General features: G+C 67.4%; 23 protein-coding genes. 11 read left to right on the top strand and 12 right to left on the bottom strand.

Annotated features, from left to right (window positions below):
- Nucleotides 1-378, top strand: a 378-nt coding sequence (locus RMP09_RS10495) for an AMP-binding enzyme (RefSeq protein ID WP_409559714.1), incomplete at its 5' end; no start/stop codon positions are given.
- Between the two features lie 38 nt (nucleotides 379-416).
- On the opposite strand, the gene RMP09_RS10490 is transcribed toward RMP09_RS10495, so the two are convergent.
- The 3 genes from RMP09_RS10490 to RMP09_RS10480 all read right to left on the bottom strand — a co-directional run bounded on the left by RMP09_RS10490 (nucleotide 417) and on the right by RMP09_RS10480 (nucleotide 2,300).
- Nucleotides 417-848, bottom strand: coding sequence for a hypothetical protein (locus RMP09_RS10490; RefSeq protein ID WP_310565928.1), 432 nt, complete (start codon nucleotides 846-848; stop codon nucleotides 417-419).
- Nucleotides 849-1,182: 334 nt separating this feature from the next.
- The gene (locus tag RMP09_RS10485; RefSeq protein WP_310565927.1) at nucleotides 1,183-1,716 is read right to left on the bottom strand and encodes a hypothetical protein; all 534 of its coding nucleotides are present in this window, start codon (nucleotides 1,714-1,716) and stop codon (nucleotides 1,183-1,185) included.
- Nucleotides 1,713-2,300 (bottom strand): GNAT family N-acetyltransferase, encoded by a 588-nt coding sequence (locus tag RMP09_RS10480; RefSeq protein ID WP_310565926.1) that lies wholly within the window; start codon nucleotides 2,298-2,300, stop codon nucleotides 1,713-1,715. Before RMP09_RS10480 ends, RMP09_RS10485 begins: the two co-directional genes overlap by 4 nt.
- 160 nt (nucleotides 2,301-2,460) lie before the next feature.
- Here RMP09_RS10480 and RMP09_RS10475 point away from each other — a divergent pair, with 160 nt between their 5' ends.
- Nucleotides 2,461-2,670: a YjfB family protein gene (locus RMP09_RS10475; RefSeq protein WP_310565925.1), complete on the top strand. Its 210-nt coding sequence runs from the start codon at nucleotides 2,461-2,463 to the stop codon at nucleotides 2,668-2,670.
- 78 nt (nucleotides 2,671-2,748) lie between these two features.
- On the opposite strand, the gene RMP09_RS10470 is transcribed toward RMP09_RS10475, so the two are convergent.
- Entirely contained in the window at nucleotides 2,749-3,951 is a 1,203-nt protein-coding gene (locus tag RMP09_RS10470) for an ammonium transporter (protein ID WP_310565924.1), read from the bottom strand.
- Between the two features lie 181 nt (nucleotides 3,952-4,132).
- Nucleotides 4,133-4,648 carry a hemerythrin domain-containing protein gene (locus tag RMP09_RS10465; protein WP_310565923.1) on the bottom strand — a complete coding sequence of 172 codons (516 nt, stop codon included), beginning with the start codon at nucleotides 4,646-4,648 and terminating at the stop codon, nucleotides 4,133-4,135.
- Between the two features lie 193 nt (nucleotides 4,649-4,841).
- Here RMP09_RS10465 and RMP09_RS10460 point away from each other — a divergent pair, with 193 nt between their 5' ends.
- Entirely contained in the window at nucleotides 4,842-5,180 is a 339-nt protein-coding gene (locus RMP09_RS10460) for a DUF805 domain-containing protein (protein ID WP_310565922.1), read from the top strand.
- Between the two features lie 27 nt (nucleotides 5,181-5,207).
- On the opposite strand, the gene RMP09_RS10455 is transcribed toward RMP09_RS10460, so the two are convergent.
- From RMP09_RS10455 to argH, 4 genes are all read right to left on the bottom strand, one after another.
- Entirely contained in the window at nucleotides 5,208-6,350 is a 1,143-nt protein-coding gene (locus RMP09_RS10455) for an HDOD domain-containing protein (RefSeq protein WP_310565921.1), read from the bottom strand.
- 132 nt (nucleotides 6,351-6,482) lie between these two features.
- Entirely contained in the window at nucleotides 6,483-7,328 is an 846-nt protein-coding gene (locus RMP09_RS10450; protein ID WP_310565920.1) for an SPFH domain-containing protein, read from the bottom strand.
- 2 nt (nucleotides 7,329-7,330) lie between these two features.
- A complete protein-coding gene (locus RMP09_RS10445) occupies nucleotides 7,331-7,522 on the bottom strand; it encodes a hypothetical protein (protein ID WP_310565919.1) in 192 nt (63 codons plus the stop codon).
- Nucleotides 7,519-8,970, bottom strand: coding sequence for an argininosuccinate lyase (argH, locus tag RMP09_RS10440; protein ID WP_310565918.1), 1,452 nt, complete (start codon nucleotides 8,968-8,970; stop codon nucleotides 7,519-7,521). The genes RMP09_RS10445 and argH overlap by 4 nt, the downstream gene beginning before the upstream one ends.
- A 116-nt stretch (nucleotides 8,971-9,086) precedes the next feature.
- Between argH and RMP09_RS10435 the strand changes: the two genes are divergently transcribed.
- Entirely contained in the window at nucleotides 9,087-10,148 is a 1,062-nt protein-coding gene (locus RMP09_RS10435; protein WP_310565917.1) for a sensor histidine kinase, read from the top strand.
- A 39-nt stretch (nucleotides 10,149-10,187) separates the two neighbouring features.
- Nucleotides 10,188-10,934, top strand: a complete 747-nt coding sequence (locus RMP09_RS10430) for a LytTR family DNA-binding domain-containing protein (RefSeq protein WP_310565916.1) — start codon at nucleotides 10,188-10,190, stop codon at nucleotides 10,932-10,934.
- 300 nt (nucleotides 10,935-11,234) lie between these two features.
- Here the strand turns inward: RMP09_RS10430 and recJ are convergent, their stop codons facing one another.
- A complete protein-coding gene (gene recJ / locus RMP09_RS10425; protein WP_310565915.1) occupies nucleotides 11,235-12,971 on the bottom strand; it encodes a single-stranded-DNA-specific exonuclease RecJ in 1,737 nt (578 codons plus the stop codon).
- The gene (locus RMP09_RS10420; RefSeq protein WP_310565914.1) at nucleotides 12,968-13,927 is read right to left on the bottom strand and encodes a phosphoglycerate mutase; all 960 of its coding nucleotides are present in this window, start codon (nucleotides 13,925-13,927) and stop codon (nucleotides 12,968-12,970) included. Before RMP09_RS10420 ends, recJ begins: the two co-directional genes overlap by 4 nt.
- 73 nt (nucleotides 13,928-14,000) lie before the next feature.
- On the opposite strand from RMP09_RS10420, the gene RMP09_RS10415 reads away from it, so the two are divergent.
- From RMP09_RS10415 to RMP09_RS10400, 4 genes are all read left to right on the top strand, one after another.
- On the top strand, nucleotides 14,001-15,257 hold the full coding sequence (locus tag RMP09_RS10415) for a lipoprotein-releasing ABC transporter permease subunit (protein WP_310565913.1): 1,257 nt from the start codon (nucleotides 14,001-14,003) through the stop codon (nucleotides 15,255-15,257).
- Nucleotides 15,250-15,924, top strand: coding sequence for a lipoprotein-releasing ABC transporter ATP-binding protein LolD (gene lolD / locus RMP09_RS10410; protein ID WP_310565912.1), 675 nt, complete (start codon nucleotides 15,250-15,252; stop codon nucleotides 15,922-15,924). The genes RMP09_RS10415 and lolD overlap by 8 nt, the downstream gene beginning before the upstream one ends.
- Before the next feature lie 242 nt (nucleotides 15,925-16,166).
- Entirely contained in the window at nucleotides 16,167-17,009 is an 843-nt protein-coding gene (locus tag RMP09_RS10405; RefSeq protein WP_310565911.1) for a TatD family hydrolase, read from the top strand.
- Nucleotides 17,006-17,500, top strand: a complete 495-nt coding sequence (locus RMP09_RS10400) for a DNA-deoxyinosine glycosylase (protein ID WP_310565910.1) — start codon at nucleotides 17,006-17,008, stop codon at nucleotides 17,498-17,500. The genes RMP09_RS10405 and RMP09_RS10400 overlap by 4 nt, the downstream gene beginning before the upstream one ends.
- 410 nt (nucleotides 17,501-17,910) lie before the next feature.
- Here RMP09_RS10400 and RMP09_RS10395 read toward each other — a convergent pair whose 3' ends face one another.
- Nucleotides 17,911-18,723, bottom strand: coding sequence for a mechanosensitive ion channel family protein (locus RMP09_RS10395; RefSeq protein WP_310565909.1), 813 nt, complete (start codon nucleotides 18,721-18,723; stop codon nucleotides 17,911-17,913).
- 148 nt (nucleotides 18,724-18,871) lie between these two features.
- On the opposite strand from RMP09_RS10395, the gene RMP09_RS10390 reads away from it, so the two are divergent.
- Nucleotides 18,872-19,654, top strand: a complete 783-nt coding sequence (locus RMP09_RS10390; protein ID WP_310565908.1) for a spermidine synthase — start codon at nucleotides 18,872-18,874, stop codon at nucleotides 19,652-19,654.
- Nucleotides 19,655-19,671: 17 nt separating this feature from the next.
- Nucleotides 19,672-21,132 (top strand): GspE/PulE family protein (locus RMP09_RS10385; protein ID WP_409559713.1); only part of this gene is annotated, 1,461 nt, incomplete at its 3' end.

The following is a 21,132-nucleotide window of genomic DNA, read 5'->3' as shown; positions in this document are numbered from 1 at the left end:
GACATGGGCGCGCTCGACGCCGACGGCTTCCTCACCCTCAAGGACCGCAGCAAGGACCTGATCATCAGCGGCGGCAGCAACATCTACCCGCGCGAAGTGGAAGAGGTGCTGCTGCACGCGCCCGGCGTGGCCGAAGTCGCCGTGGTCGGCGCGCCCGACCCCGAGTGGGGCGAAATCGTGGTCGCCTTCGTGGTGCCGCAGCCGGGGGCGGCGCTCAATGAGAAGACGCTGGATGTCTTCTGCCTGGACCAGATCGCCCGCTTCAAGCGACCCAAGCGCTACGAGTTCGTCGAGGCGCTGCCCAAGAACAACTATGGGAAGGTGTTGAAGACGGTGTTGCGGGAGCGGGTGGGGCAAGCGGCAAAAGACAAGACCTGACCCCGATGCCCTGACCCCGATGCCCTCTGAATGCCCTGCTAGCGCAGAAGACTTAAAAAATCTGCGTGAAGATAGACAAGGCCTACGCCGCAAAGGAGCACCATCAATAACAGCACAATCCTTTCAAATTGTCTTATATGTTTTGAAGGGTTTTGATTGTTTCCGGCAATGCTATCCATTGGATAGCCCCCTCCAAAAAGCAGCATAAGCAAATACGTCACCACAAAAACAAAGCTAGAAACCGAACTGAATTTTGTAACTATGGCAAAAAGGATGGCTATCAACAACCCAGCACCTACTATGCTAATTGCTCTTTTAACTAAAATAGCGAGAGGAAACTCAAATGCCCCATTGAATAGGGCTTTGCGTGCTACCACAGACAAAAACAATACCACTACAACAATAATTACCTGAGTAAACAGGAGTGGTAAAAGCATGACTACGATAAGAATAAACGGATAGTTGCTCAAAATTCGTTCTCGATATGTACGTGAATCGAAGCCTATGGGCTACCCATTTCATCAAGGGTCGCACGCCTTAGGGTCACAGCCTCGGGGCAGACGTTGGGTTAGGTTTTGCCTTTTGCTCTTGGCGCGCAATGGTCGGCACTGCTTTTCATGTTCGCTCAAGTGCCATTGTCATAAACCGGCTGAACAAAAGGCAAGACTTGACCCCGCTGTTGTCCTTGACCCCGCTGTTGTCCTGAAGCAAGCCGGGTTCTGAGTTCAGCAAGAGAGGCGGACATTGCCTCGATGGCTAAAGGCAAGATTTAATCTCGATGCCGCGCTCCTTGATTCGTTGCTCCTATTGAGATTGGATTTTTTCTAGTTTTTCGTAAAGATCGTATCGTTCTTGATCGGTAAGCTTCAATGCAGAAGCAATCGACTCAGGTGGAATGAAGATTTCGGCTTCAAATGTGGATGAAGATGTCTGAATTTCTGTTGTCGATACATCAGGGCCATCTCTTTCCATTCGGGAGGAATGATCGCTTGTTCTTCCAGATAGGTTCATATGCAAAAAGTCGCGCTTGTATTGCAAGCTTAAAATGAATTCTGTAATGGTTTGGGTAAAAGTTATGGAGCTGATGTGGCCGGCTGGACCTTCTGAAATTGTACCAATGTCTGTGCCCTGAACTGAATAATAGAAGCCGGTCTGCATTAAATTAGAATCGCGAACCAAGGCGGATGCGGGCATCGGTCTAACCGATATTTTAAAATCGAAAGAACTGGTTCGATTTTCGGGGTAAAAAAAGATGCTGTGTCCAAGCGGGAGTATCCCAATTCGTCCTGTATATTTTTTGTTGTCTATTTGAATGGTTCCGTGGGGTCCTGTTGTCATCTTCTGTCTCCGGCCTTCATATCTGTAAGTTCCATGAACCGACTGAACGGATCCTCCCGGTAATCCGCAAACGGCCCGCAGTCCACAAACCCGAACCGCCGGTACATCGCAATGGCCGCATCAAACGGTGGCGTGCTGCCGGTTTCCAGGCTGACCCTTGCGTACCCGCGCTGGTGGGCGAGCTTGAGCAGTTCGGTCATGATGGCCTGTGCGGCGCCCTGGCGCAGGTGGCGGGTGCTGGTGCGCATGGACTTGAGTTCGCCGTGGCCACCTTCGGCGGCGGTGGTGGGCGTCAGTTCCTTGAGGGCGCCCATGGCGACCAGCTCGCCTTCGTCGCCGCTGGCCGACGTGTCGGTTGAGACCCCGGCCGGCAGGCGCCAGGCGGTGAGGAAGGTGACCTCGGGCCGGCGCAGGCCGTTGAGGTCGAGCGCGAACACGCATTCGGGGGGCGAGGCGGCGCGCATGCCGGCGAGGTGCTCTTCCAGCAGAGCAATGACCTGCGGATGCGTGAGCGCGCGGTCAACGCGGATGCTGAACGGCGCCGATGCGGCGGCCGCTGGGCGCGGTGCTGCGTCCGGGTTCATGGGGCTCCCTCCCTGGGTGGCGTTGGGTGGCTGTGGATGGCTCTGCGGCCATTGTGTCCCAAGGCCGCCGGGCGGGCCACGGCGGGCCGGTGGGCCGCGCCGGGTTCAAGCCGCCGGCATCGGGTGTCGATACAGACGGCACAACCTGGAAGGATTTCCCATGGACATGGACGTATCGCCCGTCTTGCTGGTGGACCGCGTGGCGCAGCTGCAGCAGAACCAGACCGCGCAGGATGCGCAGATCAGCGTGCTCAAGCAGGCCATGGACCTGCAGGAAACGGCCTCGGCCGCGCTGCTGAACGCGGTGGTGGCGCCGCTGCCGCTGGCCAGCGACGGGCCGGTGGGCACGCAGGTCAACGTGATGGCCTGACGCGGCCGGGCGAAAACAAAAAAGGCGCCCCGCGGGGCGCCTGGCTGGGTGGTGGCGGGCGGGCAGGCCGCCGCGGCCTCACCAGCTGACTTCGCGGTCCGGCGTGGCGCTGATCTTGTGGATGGTCAGGTCGGCGCCTTCGTATTCTTCTTCCTGGTCCAGGCGGATGCCGAGGGTGGCCTTGAGCACGCCGTAGACCACCACGCTGCCCAGCAGGGCCCAGGCCACGCCCAGGGCGGTGCCGATGAGCTGGGCGCCGAAGCTCACGCCGCCCAGGCCGCCGAAGGCCTGCTGGCCGAAGATGCCGGCCGCGATGCCGCCCCAGGTGCCGCACAGGCCGTGCAGCGGCCAGACGCCCAGCACGTCGTCGATCTTCCAGCGGTTTTGCGTCAGGGTGAACATCTGCACGAACAGCAGGCCGGCCACGATGCCGACCACCAGCGCACCCAGCGGGTGCATCAGGTCGGACCCGGCGCAGACGGCCACCAGCCCGGCCAGCGGGCCGTTGTGCACGAAGCCGGGGTCGTTTTTGCCGGCGATCAGGGCGGCCAGCGTGCCGCCGACCATGGCCATGAGCGAGTTGACGGCGACCAGGCCAGAGATTTTGTCCAGCGTCTGCGCGCTCATGACGTTGAAGCCGAACCAGCCCACGATCAGGATCCAGGCGCCCAGCGCGAGGAAGGGGATGTTCGACGGCGGGTGGGCCGAGATGCCGCCGTCTTTGCGGTAGCGGTTGGCGCGGGCGCCCAGGAAGATGACCGCAGGCAGGGCGATCCAGCCGCCGACGGCGTGCACGACGACCGAGCCGGCGAAGTCGTGGAACGCGGCGCCGGTGGTGGCCTCGATCCAGGCCTGCACGCCGAAATGGCCGTTCCAGGCGATGCCCTCGAAGAAGGGGTAGACAAAGCCGACGATGACGGCCGTGGCGATCAGTTGCGGCCAGAACTTGGCGCGCTCGGCGATGCCGCCGGAGATGATGGCCGGGATGGCGGCGGCAAAGGTGAGCAGGAAGAAGAACTTCACCAGCGCGTAGCCGTTCAGCTGGGCCAGCTGGTCGGCGCCGATGAAGAAGTGCGTGCCGTAGGCCACGCTGTAGCCGACCACAAAGTAGGCGATGGTGGAGACCGAGAAGTCCACCAGGATCTTGACCAGGGCGTTGACCTGGTTCTTTTTGCGGACCGTGCCGAGTTCCAGAAAGGCAAACCCGGCGTGCATGGCCAGGACCATGATGCCGCCGAGCAGGATGAACAAGGCGTCAGCGCCCTGTTTGAGTGCGTCCATGAACAATCTCCGTGCAGAAAAAACTGGTTTTGGTGCGTGATCAGCGCCAAAACAGGGTCTGCCTGGCGAATCGCACCAGAGAAAAGCAAAAAGCGCACCAGCCTGGATGGCGGTTGCGCTTCAAGTTGGGGCTTGCCTCAAAAGCGGGCACATGGCCCGCAGGCGATGGTGGTGCGCGCGTTCAGCTGCAGCTGACGCTGCCGCAACCGCTCATGGTGGCGGGGCGCACCTTGCTGGGGTCGGCCAGGGTTTCGGTCTTCGAATCGAAGCCCACTTCTTTCATGTGCAGGGCCAGGCCGGCGTCCATGCTGGCGGCGTGCTGCGGGAACCATTCCACCAGCGCTTCGGCCAGGCGGTTGATGATCTCTTTGTCGTCTTGCTCGTAATGCTCCACCACGGCGTGCAGCGTTTCCATGATGGTGGCGTGGTGGCCGGCGTGGCAGTTGTCGGGCGCGAAACCGGTGGCCACCATCCAGCGCTCTTCCTGCGCGAAGTGTTCTTTGGTGTGCTCGATGAACTGGCGGTACAGCGGCAGCTGCTGGTCGATCGGGGTGGCCAGCAGCTGGTTGAGCATGTCCACGAATTCCTCGTGGGTCTCGTCCATGCGGTCGTCGCCGGTGGCCAGGCGGGGCGTCCAGTCCAGACCGGTGGCGGGGTGGGCGGCGGTGGGGGCTTCGGGCGTGGCGGTGGTGTTCATGGTGCGCGACTCTAGAGCGGGATGCGGTTGCCGGGCTTGAGGTGGGTCAAGCGACCCCTGGCTTTGCCACGGCGCGAGAGGGTGGTGCCCCGCATTGTGCTCTGACCGGCGCCGGGCACGGTTTGCCGCCGCCTATGATCGGGTCGGCGGCCCCGGCCGCAGCGGATCAACAACAGATGAGCGGGAGGGCTCTGTGGATTTCTTCGAGGCAATCAAAAGCTGTTTCAACCGGTACGCCACGTTCGGCGGGCGTGCTGCGCGGTCCGAATATTGGTGGTGGGCGCTTTTCGTGCTGCTGGGCTCGATCGGCACGGCCATGGTCAGCGACACGGTCTCTGGTCTGTTCGCGCTGGGCACCTTGCTGCCCTTCCTGGCTGTGGCCTCGCGGCGCCTGCACGACATCGGCCGCAGCGGCTGGTGGCAGCTGGTGGGTTTCATCCCGCTGCTGGGCTGGATCGTGATGATCTACTGGACCGTGCAACCCAGTGAAGGCCCGAACGCGTACGGCAGCGGCCCCGAAACGCAGGACTGAGCCCGCGTTGTCGTCCGGTTTCGGGCGTCAGGCGTCGCTGCGGCCGGTCATCTGCTGCACGGCGGCCTGCAGTTCGGGGGCTTGCAGCGCGGCGTCGAGTTTGGCGGCCAGGGCCGGGTGGGCGAGGGCGGCACGCAGGTGGTGGGTGTCCACCGACGCATCGTCCTGCGGGTAGTAGTCGCTCAGCGATGCGAGCTGGCCCAATGCCAGGCGTTCGCCCAGGCGGGCGCACAGATAGGCCAGGGCCAGGCGGGGCAGGCGGGCGGGGTCGATGCGGCCGGGCTCGGTCACCAGCAGGCGGCCGCTGTCGGCCACGTCGGCCACCAGCGATTCGGGCAGCGCCCACGACGTCATCAGCACCGCGCCGACTTCGCTGGCACTCAGGCCCAGCAGTTCCTGTTCGATGCGGGCGCGTTCGAGGCGGTCGCGGCCCAGCCACTGCGCCAGACCGGTCGGCGGGATGAGCGAGGCCGTGGCCAGCTGGCCCACGAAGCCCAGCACCACCTGGGTGGCCAGCGACGACTGGTCGGGCAGGTGCAGGGCCTTGCCCAGGCGCACCGCCATTTCGCTGGCGATGGCGCTGGCTTTCCAGATCCGGTCAAAGGCCTGCTGGGCTTCGGCCAGCTTGGGCTTGAAGGCTTCGGCCAGCATGTATTGCAGGCAGATGCTGCGCACCGTGTTGATGCCCAGGAACGTGACGGCCTGCCCGATGCTGGTGACCGGCTTGTGCAGGCCGTAGAAGGCGCCGTTGACGGTGGCCAGCACCTTGGCGGCGATCAGCGGTTCGCTCATGACGAGCTCGCTCAGGTCGGCTGAGCTGGCATTGGCCAGGAATTCGGGCGACAGCAGCTGCTGCATGGAGCGCGGCGGGCGCGGAATGCCGCGGATGGCGGCCAGCAGCGTGTCGCGGCGCTCGGGGTCGAGTTCGGCTTCGCGCACCCAGGCGAAGGTGGCCAGCTCGGTCGGGAGGGGCTGGGCCGCGGCGGGCGCCGGTGCCGGTGCGGGGGCTGCCGACGCGGGCGTCGTGCTGGCGCGGCGTTGCGTCACCACGGGGGGGCTGCCCGCCGCGACGGGCTGCAGCCGGGCGGCGCTGCCCGCCGAGCGGCGGACCATCCACCAGACCAGGGCGAGCGCTACGACGGCGGCGATCAACATCATGAAATAAGGCACGGCGGCGTCTCCCGATGGGTGAAGGGCCGCCCACAACAGACGAGACGGCACGTCTTTCTCATCGGCACCGTGGGGCGCTTCTTGAGCGCGTTCAGCACCCGGAACGGGCCGCTGAACGGGGCGTAGCCCCGCTTATTTGCCCACGTTCACCAGCGGCGTGCCGCCACCGCCGAGCAACACGGTGTTGCCAGGCTTGCTCGCCAGGGCCAGGGCGGTGTCGCGTTGCAGTTCGGCCAGCTTGATTTCTTTCAGGCTGGGCGTGAGCGAGGCGCTGATGATTTCGTTGGCGCGGGCCTCGCCTTGGGCCTGCACGATCAGGCGCTCGGCTTCGGCCTTGGCCAGCTCCACTTCCTTGCGCTTTTTCTCGATCGCCTGGTCGGTCTCGGCGCGCGAGCGGATGGCCGCCTCGATGGCCGGGTCGGTCAACAGGTTGCGCACGTTGACGGCCGTGACCACGAAGGCGCCCTTGTCGTTCTTCTCCAGCTCCTCCTGCAGCCGCGCGCGGACCATCTCAGACAGCTCGGTGCGCTTGGTGTGCATGGTGGTGGCGTCGAGTTCGGCGACCGATTTGTAGATAGCTTCGCGTGCCTCGCGCGAGACGCGGCTGAACGCCACCACCAGGTCCTTGGTGCCGCCCTGCACGATCTGGTTGTGCTGCACCACGTCGCCCTGGTACTTCACGTACAGGCCGGGCACGGCGGCCGGCGTGGTCTTGTAGTAGACGTCGATGTCGACGTCCTTCATGGTCAGGTTGTCGCGGCTCTTGGGCGTCATGTCCACCAGCTGGAAGCTCACTTCCTTGGTGGTGAACTCGTCCACGCTCTTGAACAGGGTGAAGTACACGCCCGGGGTCAGCGCCTCGGTGCCGACCTTGCCCAGTGTGCGCTCCACACCCACGTTGCCGGTGTCGATCTGGCTGCAGGCGGCCAGCGAGAGGGCGGCCAGGGGCAGGGTGAGGCGGCGCAGGGTGGCGAGCATGGTCAGAGCAGTCGGGTGGAGGGAACGAAGTAAGCCAGGACGAGCAGGCCCAGCAACACGGCGGCCAGCACCGCCAGCCGCAGGCCGTGGCGGGCCAGCAGGCCCAGCTGCTCGGGCCGCATCAGCGGGCGGGTGAGCTGCCACAGGCCGTAGCCCGCGGCGAGCACGACAAACAGCAGGATGAGGTGCCTCATGCCAGTCGCGTGCGGTGGCGCGCGATCTGGGCCTTCACCTGCGTCGGCGCGGTGCCGCCCAGGGTGTTGCGGGCGTTCAGGCTGCCGCGCAGGCTCAGGCACTCGTACACGTCTTTTTCGATCGAGGCGTTGAAGCTTTGCAGCACGGTCAGCGGCAGTTCGGACAGGTCGCAGGCGTGGCTGGTGGCGGCCTTGACGGCGTGCGCCACGGTTTCGTGTGCGTCGCGGAAGGGCAGGCCCTTCTTGACCAGGTAGTCGGCCAGGTCGGTGGCGGTGGCGTAGCCCTTGTTGGCGGCGGCTTCCATGGCCGCAGCATTCACCGTGATGCCGCCTTCCTTGGCGCCGGTGGCCGGGTTCAGCTGGCCGCCGACCATCTCGCAGAAGATGCGCAGCGTGTCCTTGAGCGTGTCGACGGTGTCGAACAGCGGCTCTTTGTCTTCCTGGTTGTCCTTGTTGTAGGCCAGGGGCTGACCCTTCATCAGGGTGATCAGGCCCATCAGGTGGCCGACCACGCGGCCGGTCTTGCCACGCGCGAGTTCGGGCACGTCGGGGTTTTTCTTCTGCGGCATGATGGACGAGCCGGTGGTGAAGCGGTCGGCGATCTTCACGAAGCCGAAGTTCTGGCTCATCCACAGGATCAGCTCTTCAGAGAAACGGCTGATGTGCACCATGCACAGCGAGGCAGCGGCGGTGAATTCGATGGCGAAGTCGCGGTCGCTCACGCCGTCCAGGCTGTTCTGGCAGACCTGGGCCAGGCCCTTGTCATCGACCATGCCCAGCGTGACGGCCACGCGCTCGCGGTCCAGCGGGTAGGTGGTGCCGGCCAGTGCAGCGCTGCCCAGCGGCAGGCGGTTGGTGCGGCGGCGCACGTCGGCCATGCGTTCGGCGTCGCGGCTGAACATCTCCACATAGGCCAGCAGGTGGTGGGCAAAGCTCACCGGCTGCGCCACCTGCAGGTGGGTGAAGCCGGGCAGGATCACTTCCACGTTCTGTTCGGCCACGTCGACCAGCGCGACCTGCAGTTCCTTGAGCAGGTCGCTGATCAGGTCGATCTCGTCGCGCAGCCACAGGCGCACGTCGGTGGCCACCTGGTCGTTGCGGCTGCGGCCGGTGTGCAGGCGCTTGCCGGCGTCACCTACCAGCTGGGTGAGGCGGGCCTCGATGTTCAGGTGCACGTCTTCCAGGTCCAGCTTCCACTCGAACGTGCCGGCCTCGATTTCGGCGCGGATCTGCGCCATGCCGCGCTGGATGTCGGCCAGGTCGCTGGTGCCGATGATGTTCTGGGCCGCCAGCATGTCGGCGTGGGCCAGGCTGCCGGTGATGTCGGCCAGCCAGAGGCGCTTGTCGAAGAAGACGCTGGCGGTGTAGCGCTTGACCAGCTCGCTCATGGGCTCCGAAAACAGGGCGGACCAGGCTTGCGATTTTTTGTCGAGTTGGTTGGTGGACATGGTGGTGCCGGCGGCTGGGGGTGAGAGGGGGCGGCAGCGCGTGCCGCGGTTAGGCATGGGGCGGCGGGCTTCAAAAGCCCTGTCTGGCGGCGCTCGCGCGGCCTATAGTGCGACCCATGAAAGACTCGCGAATTTTATCCAGCTTCCAGGAACTGCCCCATGCGCAGGGCGCGCTGCCGCTGTCGCAGATGCCTGAGCTCAACCGTACCCGGGAGTATGTGTTCGACACCTGCCAGGTGGGTGTGGTGCTCCGGGCGGTGCTGTTCGTGCAGGCCATCGTGCTGGTGGCGTCGCTGTTCGAGACCAGCGGCTGGATGCCCTGGCTGTGGCAGACCATGCTGCTGACCGGTGCGGCACAGCCGGCGGTGGTGGTCTGGCTGTTGGCGGTGTGCCTGCTCAAGCGCCCGCTGGACCGCCTGCCCGAACAGGCGCAGTGGGCCGTGGCCATCGGCCTGGGCGCCCTGGCCGGCGCCTACGGTTGTGCCATGCTGTGGTGGCTGGGGCTGCTGCAACCCGCGCCCTGGCTGGCCAGCACCGCATCGGGCGCGCTGGTCTCGGGCGTGCTGGTCGCGGCGCTGGTGTGGCGCATGCGCGCGCGCATGCCGGCGGGCACCACGGCGCGGTTGACCGAGTTGCAGGCGCGCATCCGGCCGCACTTTCTGTTCAACACCCTCAACAGCGCCATTGCGCTGGTGCGCGAAGAGCCGGCCAAGGCCGAGAACCTGCTGGAGGACCTGAGCGAACTGTTCCGCCACGCGCTGGCCGATTCCAAGGAAGCCCGGCCGCTGTGGCAGGAGCTGGAGCTGGCCGAGCATTACCTGGCCATCGAACAGGTGCGTTTTGGCGAGCGGCTGCGAGTGGAGTGGAACCTGGACGAGGCCGCGGCCAAGGCGAAATTGCCCCCCTTGATCCTGCAGCCGCTGGTTGAAAATGCGGTCAAGCACGGCGTGGAGCCCAGCCCGACCGGTGCCACGGTGCGCATCACCACGCAGCGCCGGGGCAGCGTGGTGGTGATCAAGGTCACCAACACCGTGCCGGCCGGCAGCGGGGCCAAGGGCAACGGGCTGGCGCTGGACAACGTGCGCCAGCGTCTGGACCTGCTGCACGACGTGCAATGCCGCTTCCAGAGCGCGCTGGTCAATGGCGTGTTTCAGGTTCGGCTGGAAATCCCGGTATAAACGTACACATTGGTTTTATCCAACGGGACGGAGCGCGACATGGCACTGAAGGTTCTGATCGTCGACGATGAGCCGCTGGCGCGGTCGCGCCTGCGCACCCTGCTGGGCGACTGCACCGAGCCGCGCACCGAGGTGGTGGGCGAGGCGGGCAACGCGGTGCAGGCCATGGACAGCATCCAGCGCACCGCCTGCGACCTGGTGCTGCTGGACATCCACATGCCGGGGGTGGATGGCATCGCCCTGGCCGCCGCGCTGCGCGAACTCAACGCGCCGCCGGCCATCGTGTTCGTGACGGCGCACGCCGAACACGCGGTGCAGGCCTTTGAACTGGAAGCGATCGACTACCTGACCAAGCCGGTGCGGCTGGAGCGGCTGCAACAGGCGCTGCAGAAGGTGCAGCGCGCGCTCAGCGCGGCCGAGGGCGGCATGCCCGAGGTGCAAGGCCTGGGCGAGGCGCTGATCATCCAGGAGCGCGGGCGCAGCGAGCGCGTGGCGCTGGCGGACATCATCTACCTCAAGGCCGAGCTCAAGTACATCACCGTGCGCACGGCCGAGAAAGAACACATCTACGACGGCGCGCTCAGCGACCTGGAGCAGAAATACGCCCACCTGTTCGTGCGCGTGCACCGCAACGCGCTGGTGGCGCGCCGCTGCGTGCGCGCGGTCGAAAAGCACAACGATCCCATCGAGGGCGAAGGCTGGACGGTGCGGCTCGATGGGGTGGACGAGCGGCTGTCCGTCTCTCGCCGTCAGTTGGCCGCGGTTCGGGAAGCCCTGATCGGCTGAGTTTGCTCTGGTGGCGCCGGTCGCCGGCGACCGGGGTAACCGGCTCCGCGAATGTCCCCCGCCAGGGGCTGCGCCCCTGGCTCCTCCTTTATTTCGCTGCGCCGGTCACCCCGATCACCGACGCCCTCCTGGCGCGCCAAACGGAGGAGCGCAAAACCACCTCTCGCTGGTCGGCGCAGGGCGTGCTGTGCAACGAAGTCAAGGAGGAGAACCCGGCGCAGCCGGGTTCGGGGGACATGAGCGGAACGGTGTGCCCTGTACCGACCAGCTTCGCCAAAATGCTCGAATGAAAGGTCTTCTTCAGACCTCTGCTGCCTCAATCAAAAAGCGCACCCGTCGCTGACCTTGCCATTCATCGGCATCGAGCCGGAACGCGATCTTCACCGTGGATGGCAGCGGCTCGGTGTGGCCGAACCAGATGCCGTCCACCGGCTCGCCCTGGTGCTTGAGCTTGAGCGACAGGTGCTTCTCGCCCACCAGTCGCTGGCTGAGCACCTGCACCTCTTCGCAGAACACCGGCGGCGCAAAGCCCTGGCCCCACACCTCGGCGTGCAGCGTGTCCACCAGGTCGGCGCGGCGGTATTGCTTGTCCAGTGCGCCGTCGGCTTCCAGCCGGCGCTGCAGCGTGGCGGCGTCCAGCCATTCGTGGGCGACCTGGGCAAAGGCCTGCTCGAAGGTGTCGATGTGCTCCTCGCCGATGGTGCAGCCGGCCGCCATGGCGTGGCCGCCGAAGCGCAGCAGCACGCCGGGGTGGCGCTTGGCCACCAGGTCCAGCGCGTCGCGCAGGTGGAAGCCCGGGATGGAGCGGCCCGAGCCCTTGAGTTCGTGTTCCTTGCCCTCGGCGCCACTGGCCGCGAACACGAAGGTCGGGCGGTGCAGCTTGTCTTTGAGGCGCGAGGCCACGATGCCAACCACGCCTTCGTGGAAGTCGGGGTCGAACACGGTGATGGCCGGCGGCGGTTCTTCCGATTCGTCGAACAGCTCCTCCACGATCATCAGCGCCTGCTCGCGCATTTCCCCTTCGATGGTCTTGCGCTCGCGGTTGATGCCGTCCAGCGTGCGCGCCAGTTCGTCGGCCCGGCCGGCGTCGTCGGTCAGCAGGCATTCGATGCCCAGCGTCATGTCGGCCAGGCGACCGGCCGCGTTCAGGCGCGGGCCGAGGGCAAAGCCGAAGTCGAAGGCGCTGGCCTTGGCGGGCTGGCGCGCGGCCACGGCGAACAGCGCGGCCATGCCGGGCGGCATGGCGCCGGCGCGCACGCGCTTGAGGCCCTGCGCCACCAGGCGGCGGTTGTTGGCGTCGAGCTTCACCACGTCGGCCACCGTGCCCAGGGCCACCAGCGGCAGCAAGCTGTCTATCTTCGGTTGTGTCTTGGCGTCGAACACCCCGCGCTCGCGCAGTTCGGCGCGCAGCGCCAGCAGCACGTAGAACATCACCCCCACACCGGCGATGCTCTTGCTCTCGAAGCCGCAGCCGGGCTGGTTGGGGTTGACGATGGTGCAGTCCTGCGGCAGCACCACCGCACCGTCGATGACCGCGGGCAGGTGGTGGTCGGTCACCAGCACGTTCAGGCCGGCTTCCCGCGCGGCGCGCACGCCGGCCACGCTGGCGATGCCGTTGTCCACCGTGACCAGCCAGTCGGCGCCGCGCTGCTTCACGCGCTGCGCGATGGACGGCGTGAGACCGTAGCCGTCGGTCACGCGGTCGGGCACCAGGAACTCGACCTTGTCCCAGCCCAGCGGCGCGCCCAGCAGCTTGAGGCCGCGCACGCCCACGGCGCAGGCGGTGGCGCCGTCGCAGTCGTAATCGGCCACGATGCAGATGCGCTGGCCGGCGGCCATGGCGTTGGCCAGCAGCTGCGCGGCCTCTTGTGCGCCTTTCATCTGCGCGGGTGGGATCAGCAGGGCGAGTGCGTCGTCCAGCTGTTCTTTGGCGGTGATGCCGCGGGCGGCGAACAGGCGGGCCAGCAGCGGGTGCAGGCCGGCCTGTTCCAGCGCCCAGGCGGCGCGCGGCGGCACGTCGCGGGTGATGATCTTCATAGGTCTTTCAGGGTGTCGCCGATCGGCGCGGTGCCGAACAGACTCTTGATCGAACGGCCCAGCCGCGCGAAGGCGCTGGCGGGGGCGGTGGTCCAGGTGCGGGCGTGGCGTTCGCCGCAGAGGGTGAGCGTGACGGACTCGCCGCGCTGTGCGGCGGCCAGCAGTGCTGCGATGTCGGTGCGGTCCAGCGCCTGCCAGGCCGTGGTCCACGCCGGCCAGTCGCCGCGCAGGGCGGCCTGGCGCAGGCCGTCGGGCATGGCGGGGGGTGCCTGCAGGGTGGGCGCTGCGTCCAGCGCGCCCGCGCCGTGCACCCAGAAGCCGTTGACCGCGAGCTGCCCCTGCGCGGCGCGGGCGTCGTGCACCGGGTGGCTGTAGAACAGCATCTGCGCTTCGCTCTGCAGGCGCTGCAGCAGGCGGGCGCCGGTGGGGTTGGCGGGGCTGGGGGGCATCCAGTCGCCCACCTGGCGGCCGCTCACGCGGTCCAGGCTGGCGCAGGCGATGCCGCGCAGCGGCTCGCCGCTGGCGTGCCATTCGGTCGCGCTGTCCCAGCGCAGGGTGATGCCGTCTTCGGCGCACAGCGGCGCGAAAGCATCGAACAGCGCGCGCGAATCGGCGGCGTCCAGCCCCAGCTGGGCGCCGGGCAGCAGGTTCACTTGGCCGGTGGCCACCTGGTAGTGGCAGAGGCTGAACCAGGCCTGGGGCGCGGTGGGCGCGTCGCTCTGCGCCGCCGCCCAGGGGATGCCGCCGTCGGCCACCGGCAGGCCCAGCGCGCGGGCCAGGGCGCGCTCGTGCGGCGGGCTCAGGCTGTGGTCGTCGTCGCGGTCGGCGGGCTGTTCGGCCAGCCGTGGCAGCAGGGCCTGCAGGTTCGGCAGGTTCGGCAGGGCCAGGCCGGACAGCAGGGCCTGGCATTCGGGCGCGCTGGCGGCGGCAAAGGGGATCAGCAGCTGGGTGGACACGGGTGGGCGGGGTGGGCGTGAAGCGGTGGGGCGATTGTCGGGGATGCCACAATCCCCCAAAGCCTCCGGACCCATGCAGACCCCCTACGAACTCATTCTCGGCTGGCGCTACACGCGCGCTGGCCGCGCCACGCGGCGCAACGGCTTCATCTCCTTCATCTCGGGCGTGTCCATGCTGGGCATCGCGCTGGGCGTGGCCGCGCTGATCATCGTGCTGTCGGTGATGAACGGCTTCCAGAAGGAGGTGCGCGACCGCATGCTGGGCGTGCTCTCGCACATCGAAGTCTTCGAGCCCGGTGGCCAGGCCATCCCCAACCTGGACGCGACGCTGGCGACGATCAAGAGCAACCCCGAGGTGCTGGGCGCCGCGCCCTTCGTGGGCGCGCAGGCGCTGTTGGCGCGCGGCGAGGACATGAAGGGCACGCTGGTGCGCGGCATCGACCCGGCGCTGGAGCCCTCGGTCACCGACCTCGCGGCCGACCTGTCGAAAACCGTGCTGCCGCGCCTGGTGCCCGGCGCGTTCGGCGTCATCCTGGGCGGTGAGCTCGCACGCAGCCTGGGCGTGGGTGTGGGCGATGTGGTGACCCTGATCGCGCCCAGCGGCCAGGTCACGCCGGCCGGCGTGGTGCCCCGCATCCGCCAGATGACGGTGGTGGGTACCTTCGATTCGGGCCACTTCGAATACGACTCGGCGCTGGCCCTGCTGCACCAGGACGACGCGGCACGCATCTTCCGCGTCGAGGGCCCGACGGGCGTGCGCGTGAAGATCAAGAACCTGCACGAGGCGCGGGAAGTAGCCATTGCCCTGGCGGCGGAACTTGACACCGGCCTGCTGGTGCGCGACTGGACGCGCCAGAACCGCACCTGGTTCGCGGCGGTGCAGCTGGAAAAACGCATGATGTTCATCATCCTCACGCTCATCGTGGCGGTGGCAGCGTTCAACCTCGTGTCCACCCTGGTGATGACGGTGACCGACAAGCGCGCCGACATCGCCATCCTGCGCACGCTGGGCGCGAGCCCGCGCAGCATCATGGGCATCTTCATGGTGCAGGGCGCCATGGTGGGCATCATCGGCACCGGCGCCGGCCTGCTGCTGGGCCTGGGCGTGGCGTTCAACATCGACACCCTGGTGCCCGCACTCGAACGCCTGCTGGGCGCGAGCTTCCTGCCACAGGACGTGTACCTCATCAGCCGCATGCCCAGCGACCCGCAGCAGGGCGACATCGTGCCCGTGGGGCTGATCTCGCTGGTGCTGGCCTTTGTGGCCACCATCTACCCGAGCTGGCGCGCGAGCCGCGTCAATCCCGCAGAGGCATTGCGTTATGAGTGACGTCGTTCTCCAGGCGCAAGGCCTGACCAAGCGCTTCACCGAGGGCCGGCTGGACGTGACCGTGCTGCAGGGCGTGGATCTGACGGTGCGCAGAGGCGAAACCGTGGCCATCGTCGGCGCCTCGGGTTCCGGCAAGAGCACGCTGCTGCACCTGCTGGGCGGGCTGGACGCGCCCACCTCGGGCAGCGTGCAGCTCATGGGGCAGAACCTGGCCGGGCTGAGCGCCGCGCAGCAGGGTGTGCTGCGCAACCAGCACCTGGGTTTTGTCTACCAGTTCCACCACCTGCTGCCCGAATTCAGCGCACGCGACAACGTGGCCATGCCGCTGTGGATCCGCCGCATGGCGCGCCCGGCGGCGGCGGCGCAGGCGGCGAACATCCTCGCGCGGGTGGGGCTGTCGGAGCGCCTGGCGCACCGGCCGGCCGAGCTCTCCGGGGGCGAGCGCCAGCGCGTGGCGATCGCGCGCGCGCTGGTCGCGCAGCCGGCCTGCGTGCTGGCCGACGAGCCCACCGGCAACCTCGACCGTGCCACCGCCGACGGCGTGTTCGAGCTCATGATGCAGCTGGCGCGCCACCAGGGCACGGCCTTTGTGGTCGTCACCCACGACGAAGCGCTGGCCGCCCGCTGCGGCCGCGTGCTGCGCCTGACCACCGGCGTGCTGACGTGAAGCACCCCCTGCGCCGCTGCGCGCGCCTTGCAGGCCGCGTCACCGCCAGAGGCGATGCCTCTTCGTCCCGTCCAAGCCTGCGCAGGCAGGCTTGGGAGCCACGGTCCTCAGCCCCCTCTGTGGCGCGCCTGCGGCGCTTCGAGGGGGACGCACCCTGTGGCCCGGCGAAGCCGGTTCCACGGGTGCCCTGGTCTGGGGCGCGTGCGCCGGGCGGTGAACAACCGACCTGATACGGTCCGGCCATGTGGATCGACACCCACGCGCACCTGGACGCCCCCGAGTTCGGCGTTGACCACGCCCTGGCCCTGAGCGCCCGGGCGCTGGCGCGCGAACGGGGCGTGGGGCTGTGCGTGATCCCGGCGGTGATGCGGCAGAACCTGGACACGGTGCGCCTGCTGGCCCACCGCACCGGCGATGCCTACGCGCTGGGCATCCACCCGCTGTACGTGCCGCAGGCCCGCGACGAAGACCTCGATGCACTGGACGCCGCGCTGACCGCGCACCACGGCGACCCGCGCCTGGTGGCGGTGGGCGAGATCGGGCTGGACTTTTTTGTGCCCGCGCTGTGCACACCCGCCATGCGCGAGCGGCAGGAACGCTTCTACCGCGCGCAGCTGCGGCTGGCGCGGCAGCACGGCCTGCCGGTGATCCTGCACGTGCGCAAGAGCGCCGACACCTTGCTCAGGCACCTGCGCGAGCTGCCCACCGGTGGAGGCATTGCGCACGCGTTCAACGGCAGCGCGCAGCAGGCGCAGGCCTTTCTGGACCTGGGCTTTTCGCTCGGTTTCGGCGGCGCGGTGACTTTTGAGGCCGCCTTGAAGCTGCGGCAACTGGCGACGGCCTTGCCGCTGCCGGCCCTGGTGCTGGAAACCGATGCGCCCGACATCCCGCCGCACTGGCTGTACGCCACGGCCGCCGAGCGCGCGGCCGGCCAGCCGCAGGGGTTGAACACGCCGGCCGAGCTGCCGCGCATCGGCGCGGTGATCGCCGGCTTGCGCGGCATGACCGCCGAGGCGCTCGCCACGGCGACCACCGCCAACGCACAACGCGTGCTGCCGCGGCTGGCGGCGCTGCTGCCCGCATGACCCGGCTGGTGGGTCTGCCACCGGTGATGGCGCCGGACACGCGGCTGCTGGTGCTGGGCAGTTTCCCGGGCGTGGCCTCGCTGCGCGCGCAGCGCTATTACGGCCACCCGCAGAACCAGTTCTGGAAGATCCTCGGTGCGCTGTGGTCCGTGGACCTGATGGCCTTGTCTTACGAGCAGCGCCTCGACGCGGTGCGCGCGCACGGCCTGGGCATCTGGGACGTGTACGGCGCCTGCGAACGCGAAGGCAGCCTGGACACCGCCATCCGCCACGCCGAACTCAATGATTTCGCCTGGTTGCAGCAGCAGTGTCCTCGCTTGAGGGCAGTCGCGCACAACGGGGGCGAAAGTTTCCGCCACGCCAAGCACATGCGGGCGCTGGGCTTGCCGGTGCACCAGCTGCCATCCACCAGCCCGGCGAACGCCAGCTGGTCGTTCGAGCGCAAGCTGGCGGCGTGGGGCGAGGTCTTCCGGCTGCATGGGCTGGCTTAGACCTCGCGAGTTGGCGACGCCGGGGTGCGCTGCGCCGCGAATGTCCCCCGGCGGCTGCGCCGCCTCAGATATGTTGCCCCCACGCTCCACCGCTGTGCGGGTCGCTGCCCCCCATGGGGGCTGATCCGGCTTGGGGCGGCCCGGCGCCGGATCCTTTATTTCGCTCTGCAGCACACCCCGATGCCGCCCACCGATGTGGTTAGTCGTGTGTCAGGGTTGCGTGCAGGACGCGGGCGTCGGGTGGCCGACGCAGCGAAATAAAGGAGGAGGGCCGGAACGGCCCGGGGGACATTCGCGGAGTCGGCCGCGCGGCGACCGCGTCCCCGCGAGGTATTGGCCCGCAACGGCCATACAAAAAGACAAAGCCGCCCGGCGCGAACACCGGGCGGCTTTCAATCAACGGTTGAGACTCAGCCTACCGTGCGATGGGCCATGGGGGTCTCGGGAACGGGGTAACCCGCCGCACCGAAAGTGGCCACGATGGCCTTGTGCGTGTCGAAGTAGACCTGCCAGTAGTGGTCGGTGTGTGTGTAGGGGCGCACACACAGCAGCGGGCCTTCGGGCGTGAACTGCAGGATCTCGATGTCCGGCGCCGGGGCGTCCTTCACGTTGGCGATGGCGGCGATGGCCGGGCGCAGGCGGGCGATGGCGTCCTGCACGTCCACGCTGTTGGCCACCTTGGCCACGCAGTCCACGCGGCGGAACGGCTCGGTGCTGAAGTTCTGGATGTTGTCGCCGAACACCTTGTTGTTGCCCACCACGGTCATCACGTTGTCGGGCGTGAGGATGGTGGTGGCGAACAGGCCCAGTTCCTTGACCGTGCCCAGCGTGCCGCCGGCGCTGATGAAGTCGCCCACCTTGTAGGGCCGCAGCACCTGCAGGAACAGGCCGGCCGCGAAGTTGCCCAGCATGCCGCTCCAGGCCGCGCCGATGGCCAGACCCGCGCCGGCCAGCAGGGCCGCGAAGGACGTGGTCTTGATGCCGAAGATGTCCAAGATGGCCAGCACCAGGATCAGCGTCAGCATGACCGAGATGATGGACTTGAGGTAGTGGATCAGCGTGGCGTCGAGCTTCTTGCCCTTTTCCAGGCCCGCAGCAATCAGCCGCACCGCCAGGCCGATGAGCCAGCGGCCGATGATCCAGGCCGCGATCGCGCCCAAGATCTTCAGACCGAAGTCCGCGCCCTGGGTGCTCAGGAAATTCCAGACAACTTCCATGTTCATAATTGTTCCTTTCAAAGGTTCAGATGCTCTCGACGCAGTATTCCCCCGCTTCATGCCCCGGTGATGACACCGGGCCCGCCACCTTGCCGGCAGCCGTGTCATTGTGCGCTGCACTGTGGCTTTCTGACGCCACCATCGGAGGCCGCGCATGAAGGCCGGCGCCAACGCCGCCGCCCGCCGCCGCACCGGGGTGCAGACCCTGCCGGATGTGACGATCTCCGAAGACAGCGAGGTGCGTTTCCTGCACCTGGGCACCGAATGGATCCAGGGCTCCATGCTGCTGGACGCGCCGTTCGACATCGAGCTCGATTACGTCCAGCGCATGGTGGCCTGGTTGCTGTTCGTCGAGCCCGACACCGTGCCCAAGCGCCGCGCGCTGCAGCTGGGCCTGGGCTCGGCCGCGCTGACGAAGTTCCACTTCAAGAAGCTGCGCATGGACACCACCACCATCGAGATCAACCCCCAGGTGCTGGCGGTGTGCCGCCAGTGGTTCAAGCTGCCGGACGACGGGCCGCGCCTGCGCGTGGTGCTGGCCGATGCGGGTGAAGAAATCCGCAACCCGGCCTACACCGGCCAGATCGACGCGCTGCAGGTGGATTTGTACGACCACGAGGCCGCCGCGCCCGTGCTCGACAGCCCCGACTTTTACGCCGACTGCCGATCGGTGCTGAGCGACGAGGGCGTGATGACGGTGAACCTGTTCGGCCGCGACGCGAGTTACGAGCGTTCGCTGCAGAGCATCTGCGCCGCGTTTGGCGACGACGCGGTCTGGGCCTTCAAGCCCACGCGCGAGGGCAACACCATCGTGCTGGCGCAGCGCACGGCCGAGCGGCCCACGCGCATGCAGCTGCTGGCGCGGGCCGAAGAGATCCAGTCGCGCTGGGGGCTGCCCGCCGTGAAGTGGCTCAAGATCTTCAAACCCGCTCATTGAGTGAGCGCGCGACGTCCATGAAAACGCCTGTGAAACCCCACGCCCCTGCCACCCAGAACGGCCCGATCGACTGGCGCGTGCTGGTGGGCTGGTTGCGCGAGGACGGTGTCATCAGCGCTGACGAGGCGGCCCGCACCGTGGCGCGCTGTGCCAGTGCACAGAGCACACTGCACCCGCTGGAGCGGCTGGCCGTGGTGGGCGTGGCGCGCACCGACGGCACGCTGCTGGACGTGGAAGCGCTGGCGCAATGGCTGGCGCCGCGCTGCGGGCTGGACTACGTGCGCATCGACCCGCTGAAGGTGGACGTGGCCAAGGTGGCCGACGTGATGAGCGCGGCTTACGCCGAGCGCCACCACGTGCTGCCGGTGCTGGTGGGGCCGGCCGAGGTGGTGGTGGCCACGGCAGAGCCCTTCATCCGCGACTGGGTGCCCGAGGTGGAACGCCAGAGCCGCCGCCGCGTGCGCCTGGCGCTGGCCAGTCCGGGCGAGATCAAGCGCTACACGGCCGAGTTTTTTGCGCTGGCCAAGTCGGTGCGCGCGGCCAGCAAGAGCGGCGGCCAGAACGCCATGGCCAGCTTCGAACAGCTGGTGGAACTGGGCAAGAGCAACAAGCAGCTGGACGCCAACGACCAGGGCGTGGTGCAGGTGGTGGACTGGCTGTGGCAATACGCATTCGACCAGCGCGCCAGCGACATCCACCTGGAGCCGCGGCGCGAACAGGGTGTGATCCGTTTCCGCATCGACGGCGTGCTCCACCCGGTTTACCAGATGCCCATGGGCGTGATGAGCGCCATGACCGCGCGCATCAAGCTGCTGGGCCGCATGGACGTGGTGGAAAAGCGCCGCCCGCAGGACGGCCGCATCAAGACCTTGCGCCCGGGCCGCGGCGCCGAGCGCGGCGAAGAGGTGGAAATGCGCCTCTCGACCCTGCCCACCGCCTTTGGCGAGAAACTGGTCATGCGCATCTTCGACCCGGACTCGACGGTCAAAGACCTGACCGCGCTGGGCTTTGCGCCGCACGACGCGCAGCGCTGGGAAGACCTGACCCGCCGCCCGCACGGCATCGTCCTGGTGACCGGCCCCACCGGCTCGGGCAAGACCACCACGCTCTACGCCACGCTCAAGCGCCTGGCCACCGAAGAGGTGAACGTCAGCACGGTCGAGGACCCGATCGAGATGATCGAGCCCGCCTTCAACCAGACCCAGGTGCAACCCCACCTGGACCTGGACTTCGCCCAGGGCCTGCGCGCGCTGATGCGGCAGGACCCGGACATCATCATGGTCGGCGAGGTGCGCGACCTGGCCACCGCCGAGATGGCGGTGCAGGCCGCGCTGACCGGCCACCTGGTCTTCACCACGCTGCACACCAACGACGCGCCCAGCGCCGTCATGCGCCTGATGGAGCTGGGCATCCCGCCCTACCTCATCAACGCCACCGTGCTGGGCGTGCTGGCGCAGCGCCTGGTGCGCACCCTGTGC

This window comes from Hydrogenophaga sp. (assembly GCF_031426985.1).
In the GTDB taxonomy this organism is placed as follows: Bacteria; Pseudomonadota; Gammaproteobacteria; order Burkholderiales; family Burkholderiaceae_C; genus Hydrogenophaga.
Note: the sequence above shows the minus strand (reverse complement) of the source record. Positions and strands in the feature narration are given on the sequence as shown.

Excerpts from the sequence above, each read along its gene's own strand:
- RMP09_RS10485 (WP_310565927.1), bottom strand. The coding sequence starts at position 1,716 with ATGACAACAGGACCCCACGGAACCATTCAAATAGACAACAAAAAATAT.
- RMP09_RS10480 (WP_310565926.1), bottom strand. The coding sequence starts at position 2,300 with ATGAACCCGGACGCAGCACCGCGCCCAGCGGCCGCCGCATCGGCGCCG.
- RMP09_RS10475 (WP_310565925.1), top strand. The coding sequence starts at position 2,461 with ATGGACATGGACGTATCGCCCGTCTTGCTGGTGGACCGCGTGGCGCAG.
- RMP09_RS10470 (WP_310565924.1), bottom strand. The coding sequence starts at position 3,951 with ATGGACGCACTCAAACAGGGCGCTGACGCCTTGTTCATCCTGCTCGGC.
- RMP09_RS10465 (WP_310565923.1), bottom strand. The coding sequence starts at position 4,648 with ATGAACACCACCGCCACGCCCGAAGCCCCCACCGCCGCCCACCCCGCC.
- RMP09_RS10450 (WP_310565920.1), bottom strand. The coding sequence starts at position 7,328 with ATGCTCGCCACCCTGCGCCGCCTCACCCTGCCCCTGGCCGCCCTCTCG.
- RMP09_RS10445 (WP_310565919.1), bottom strand. The coding sequence starts at position 7,522 with ATGAGGCACCTCATCCTGCTGTTTGTCGTGCTCGCCGCGGGCTACGGC.
- argH (WP_310565918.1), bottom strand. The coding sequence starts at position 8,970 with ATGTCCACCAACCAACTCGACAAAAAATCGCAAGCCTGGTCCGCCCTG.
- RMP09_RS10435 (WP_310565917.1), top strand. The coding sequence starts at position 9,087 with ATGAAAGACTCGCGAATTTTATCCAGCTTCCAGGAACTGCCCCATGCG.
- RMP09_RS10430 (WP_310565916.1), top strand. The coding sequence starts at position 10,188 with ATGGCACTGAAGGTTCTGATCGTCGACGATGAGCCGCTGGCGCGGTCG.
- recJ (WP_310565915.1), bottom strand. The coding sequence starts at position 12,971 with ATGAAGATCATCACCCGCGACGTGCCGCCGCGCGCCGCCTGGGCGCTG.
- RMP09_RS10415 (WP_310565913.1), top strand. The coding sequence starts at position 14,001 with ATGCAGACCCCCTACGAACTCATTCTCGGCTGGCGCTACACGCGCGCT.
- lolD (WP_310565912.1), top strand. The coding sequence starts at position 15,250 with ATGAGTGACGTCGTTCTCCAGGCGCAAGGCCTGACCAAGCGCTTCACC.
- RMP09_RS10405 (WP_310565911.1), top strand. The coding sequence starts at position 16,167 with ATGTGGATCGACACCCACGCGCACCTGGACGCCCCCGAGTTCGGCGTT.
- RMP09_RS10400 (WP_310565910.1), top strand. The coding sequence starts at position 17,006 with ATGACCCGGCTGGTGGGTCTGCCACCGGTGATGGCGCCGGACACGCGG.
- RMP09_RS10395 (WP_310565909.1), bottom strand. The coding sequence starts at position 18,723 with ATGAACATGGAAGTTGTCTGGAATTTCCTGAGCACCCAGGGCGCGGAC.
- RMP09_RS10390 (WP_310565908.1), top strand. The coding sequence starts at position 18,872 with ATGAAGGCCGGCGCCAACGCCGCCGCCCGCCGCCGCACCGGGGTGCAG.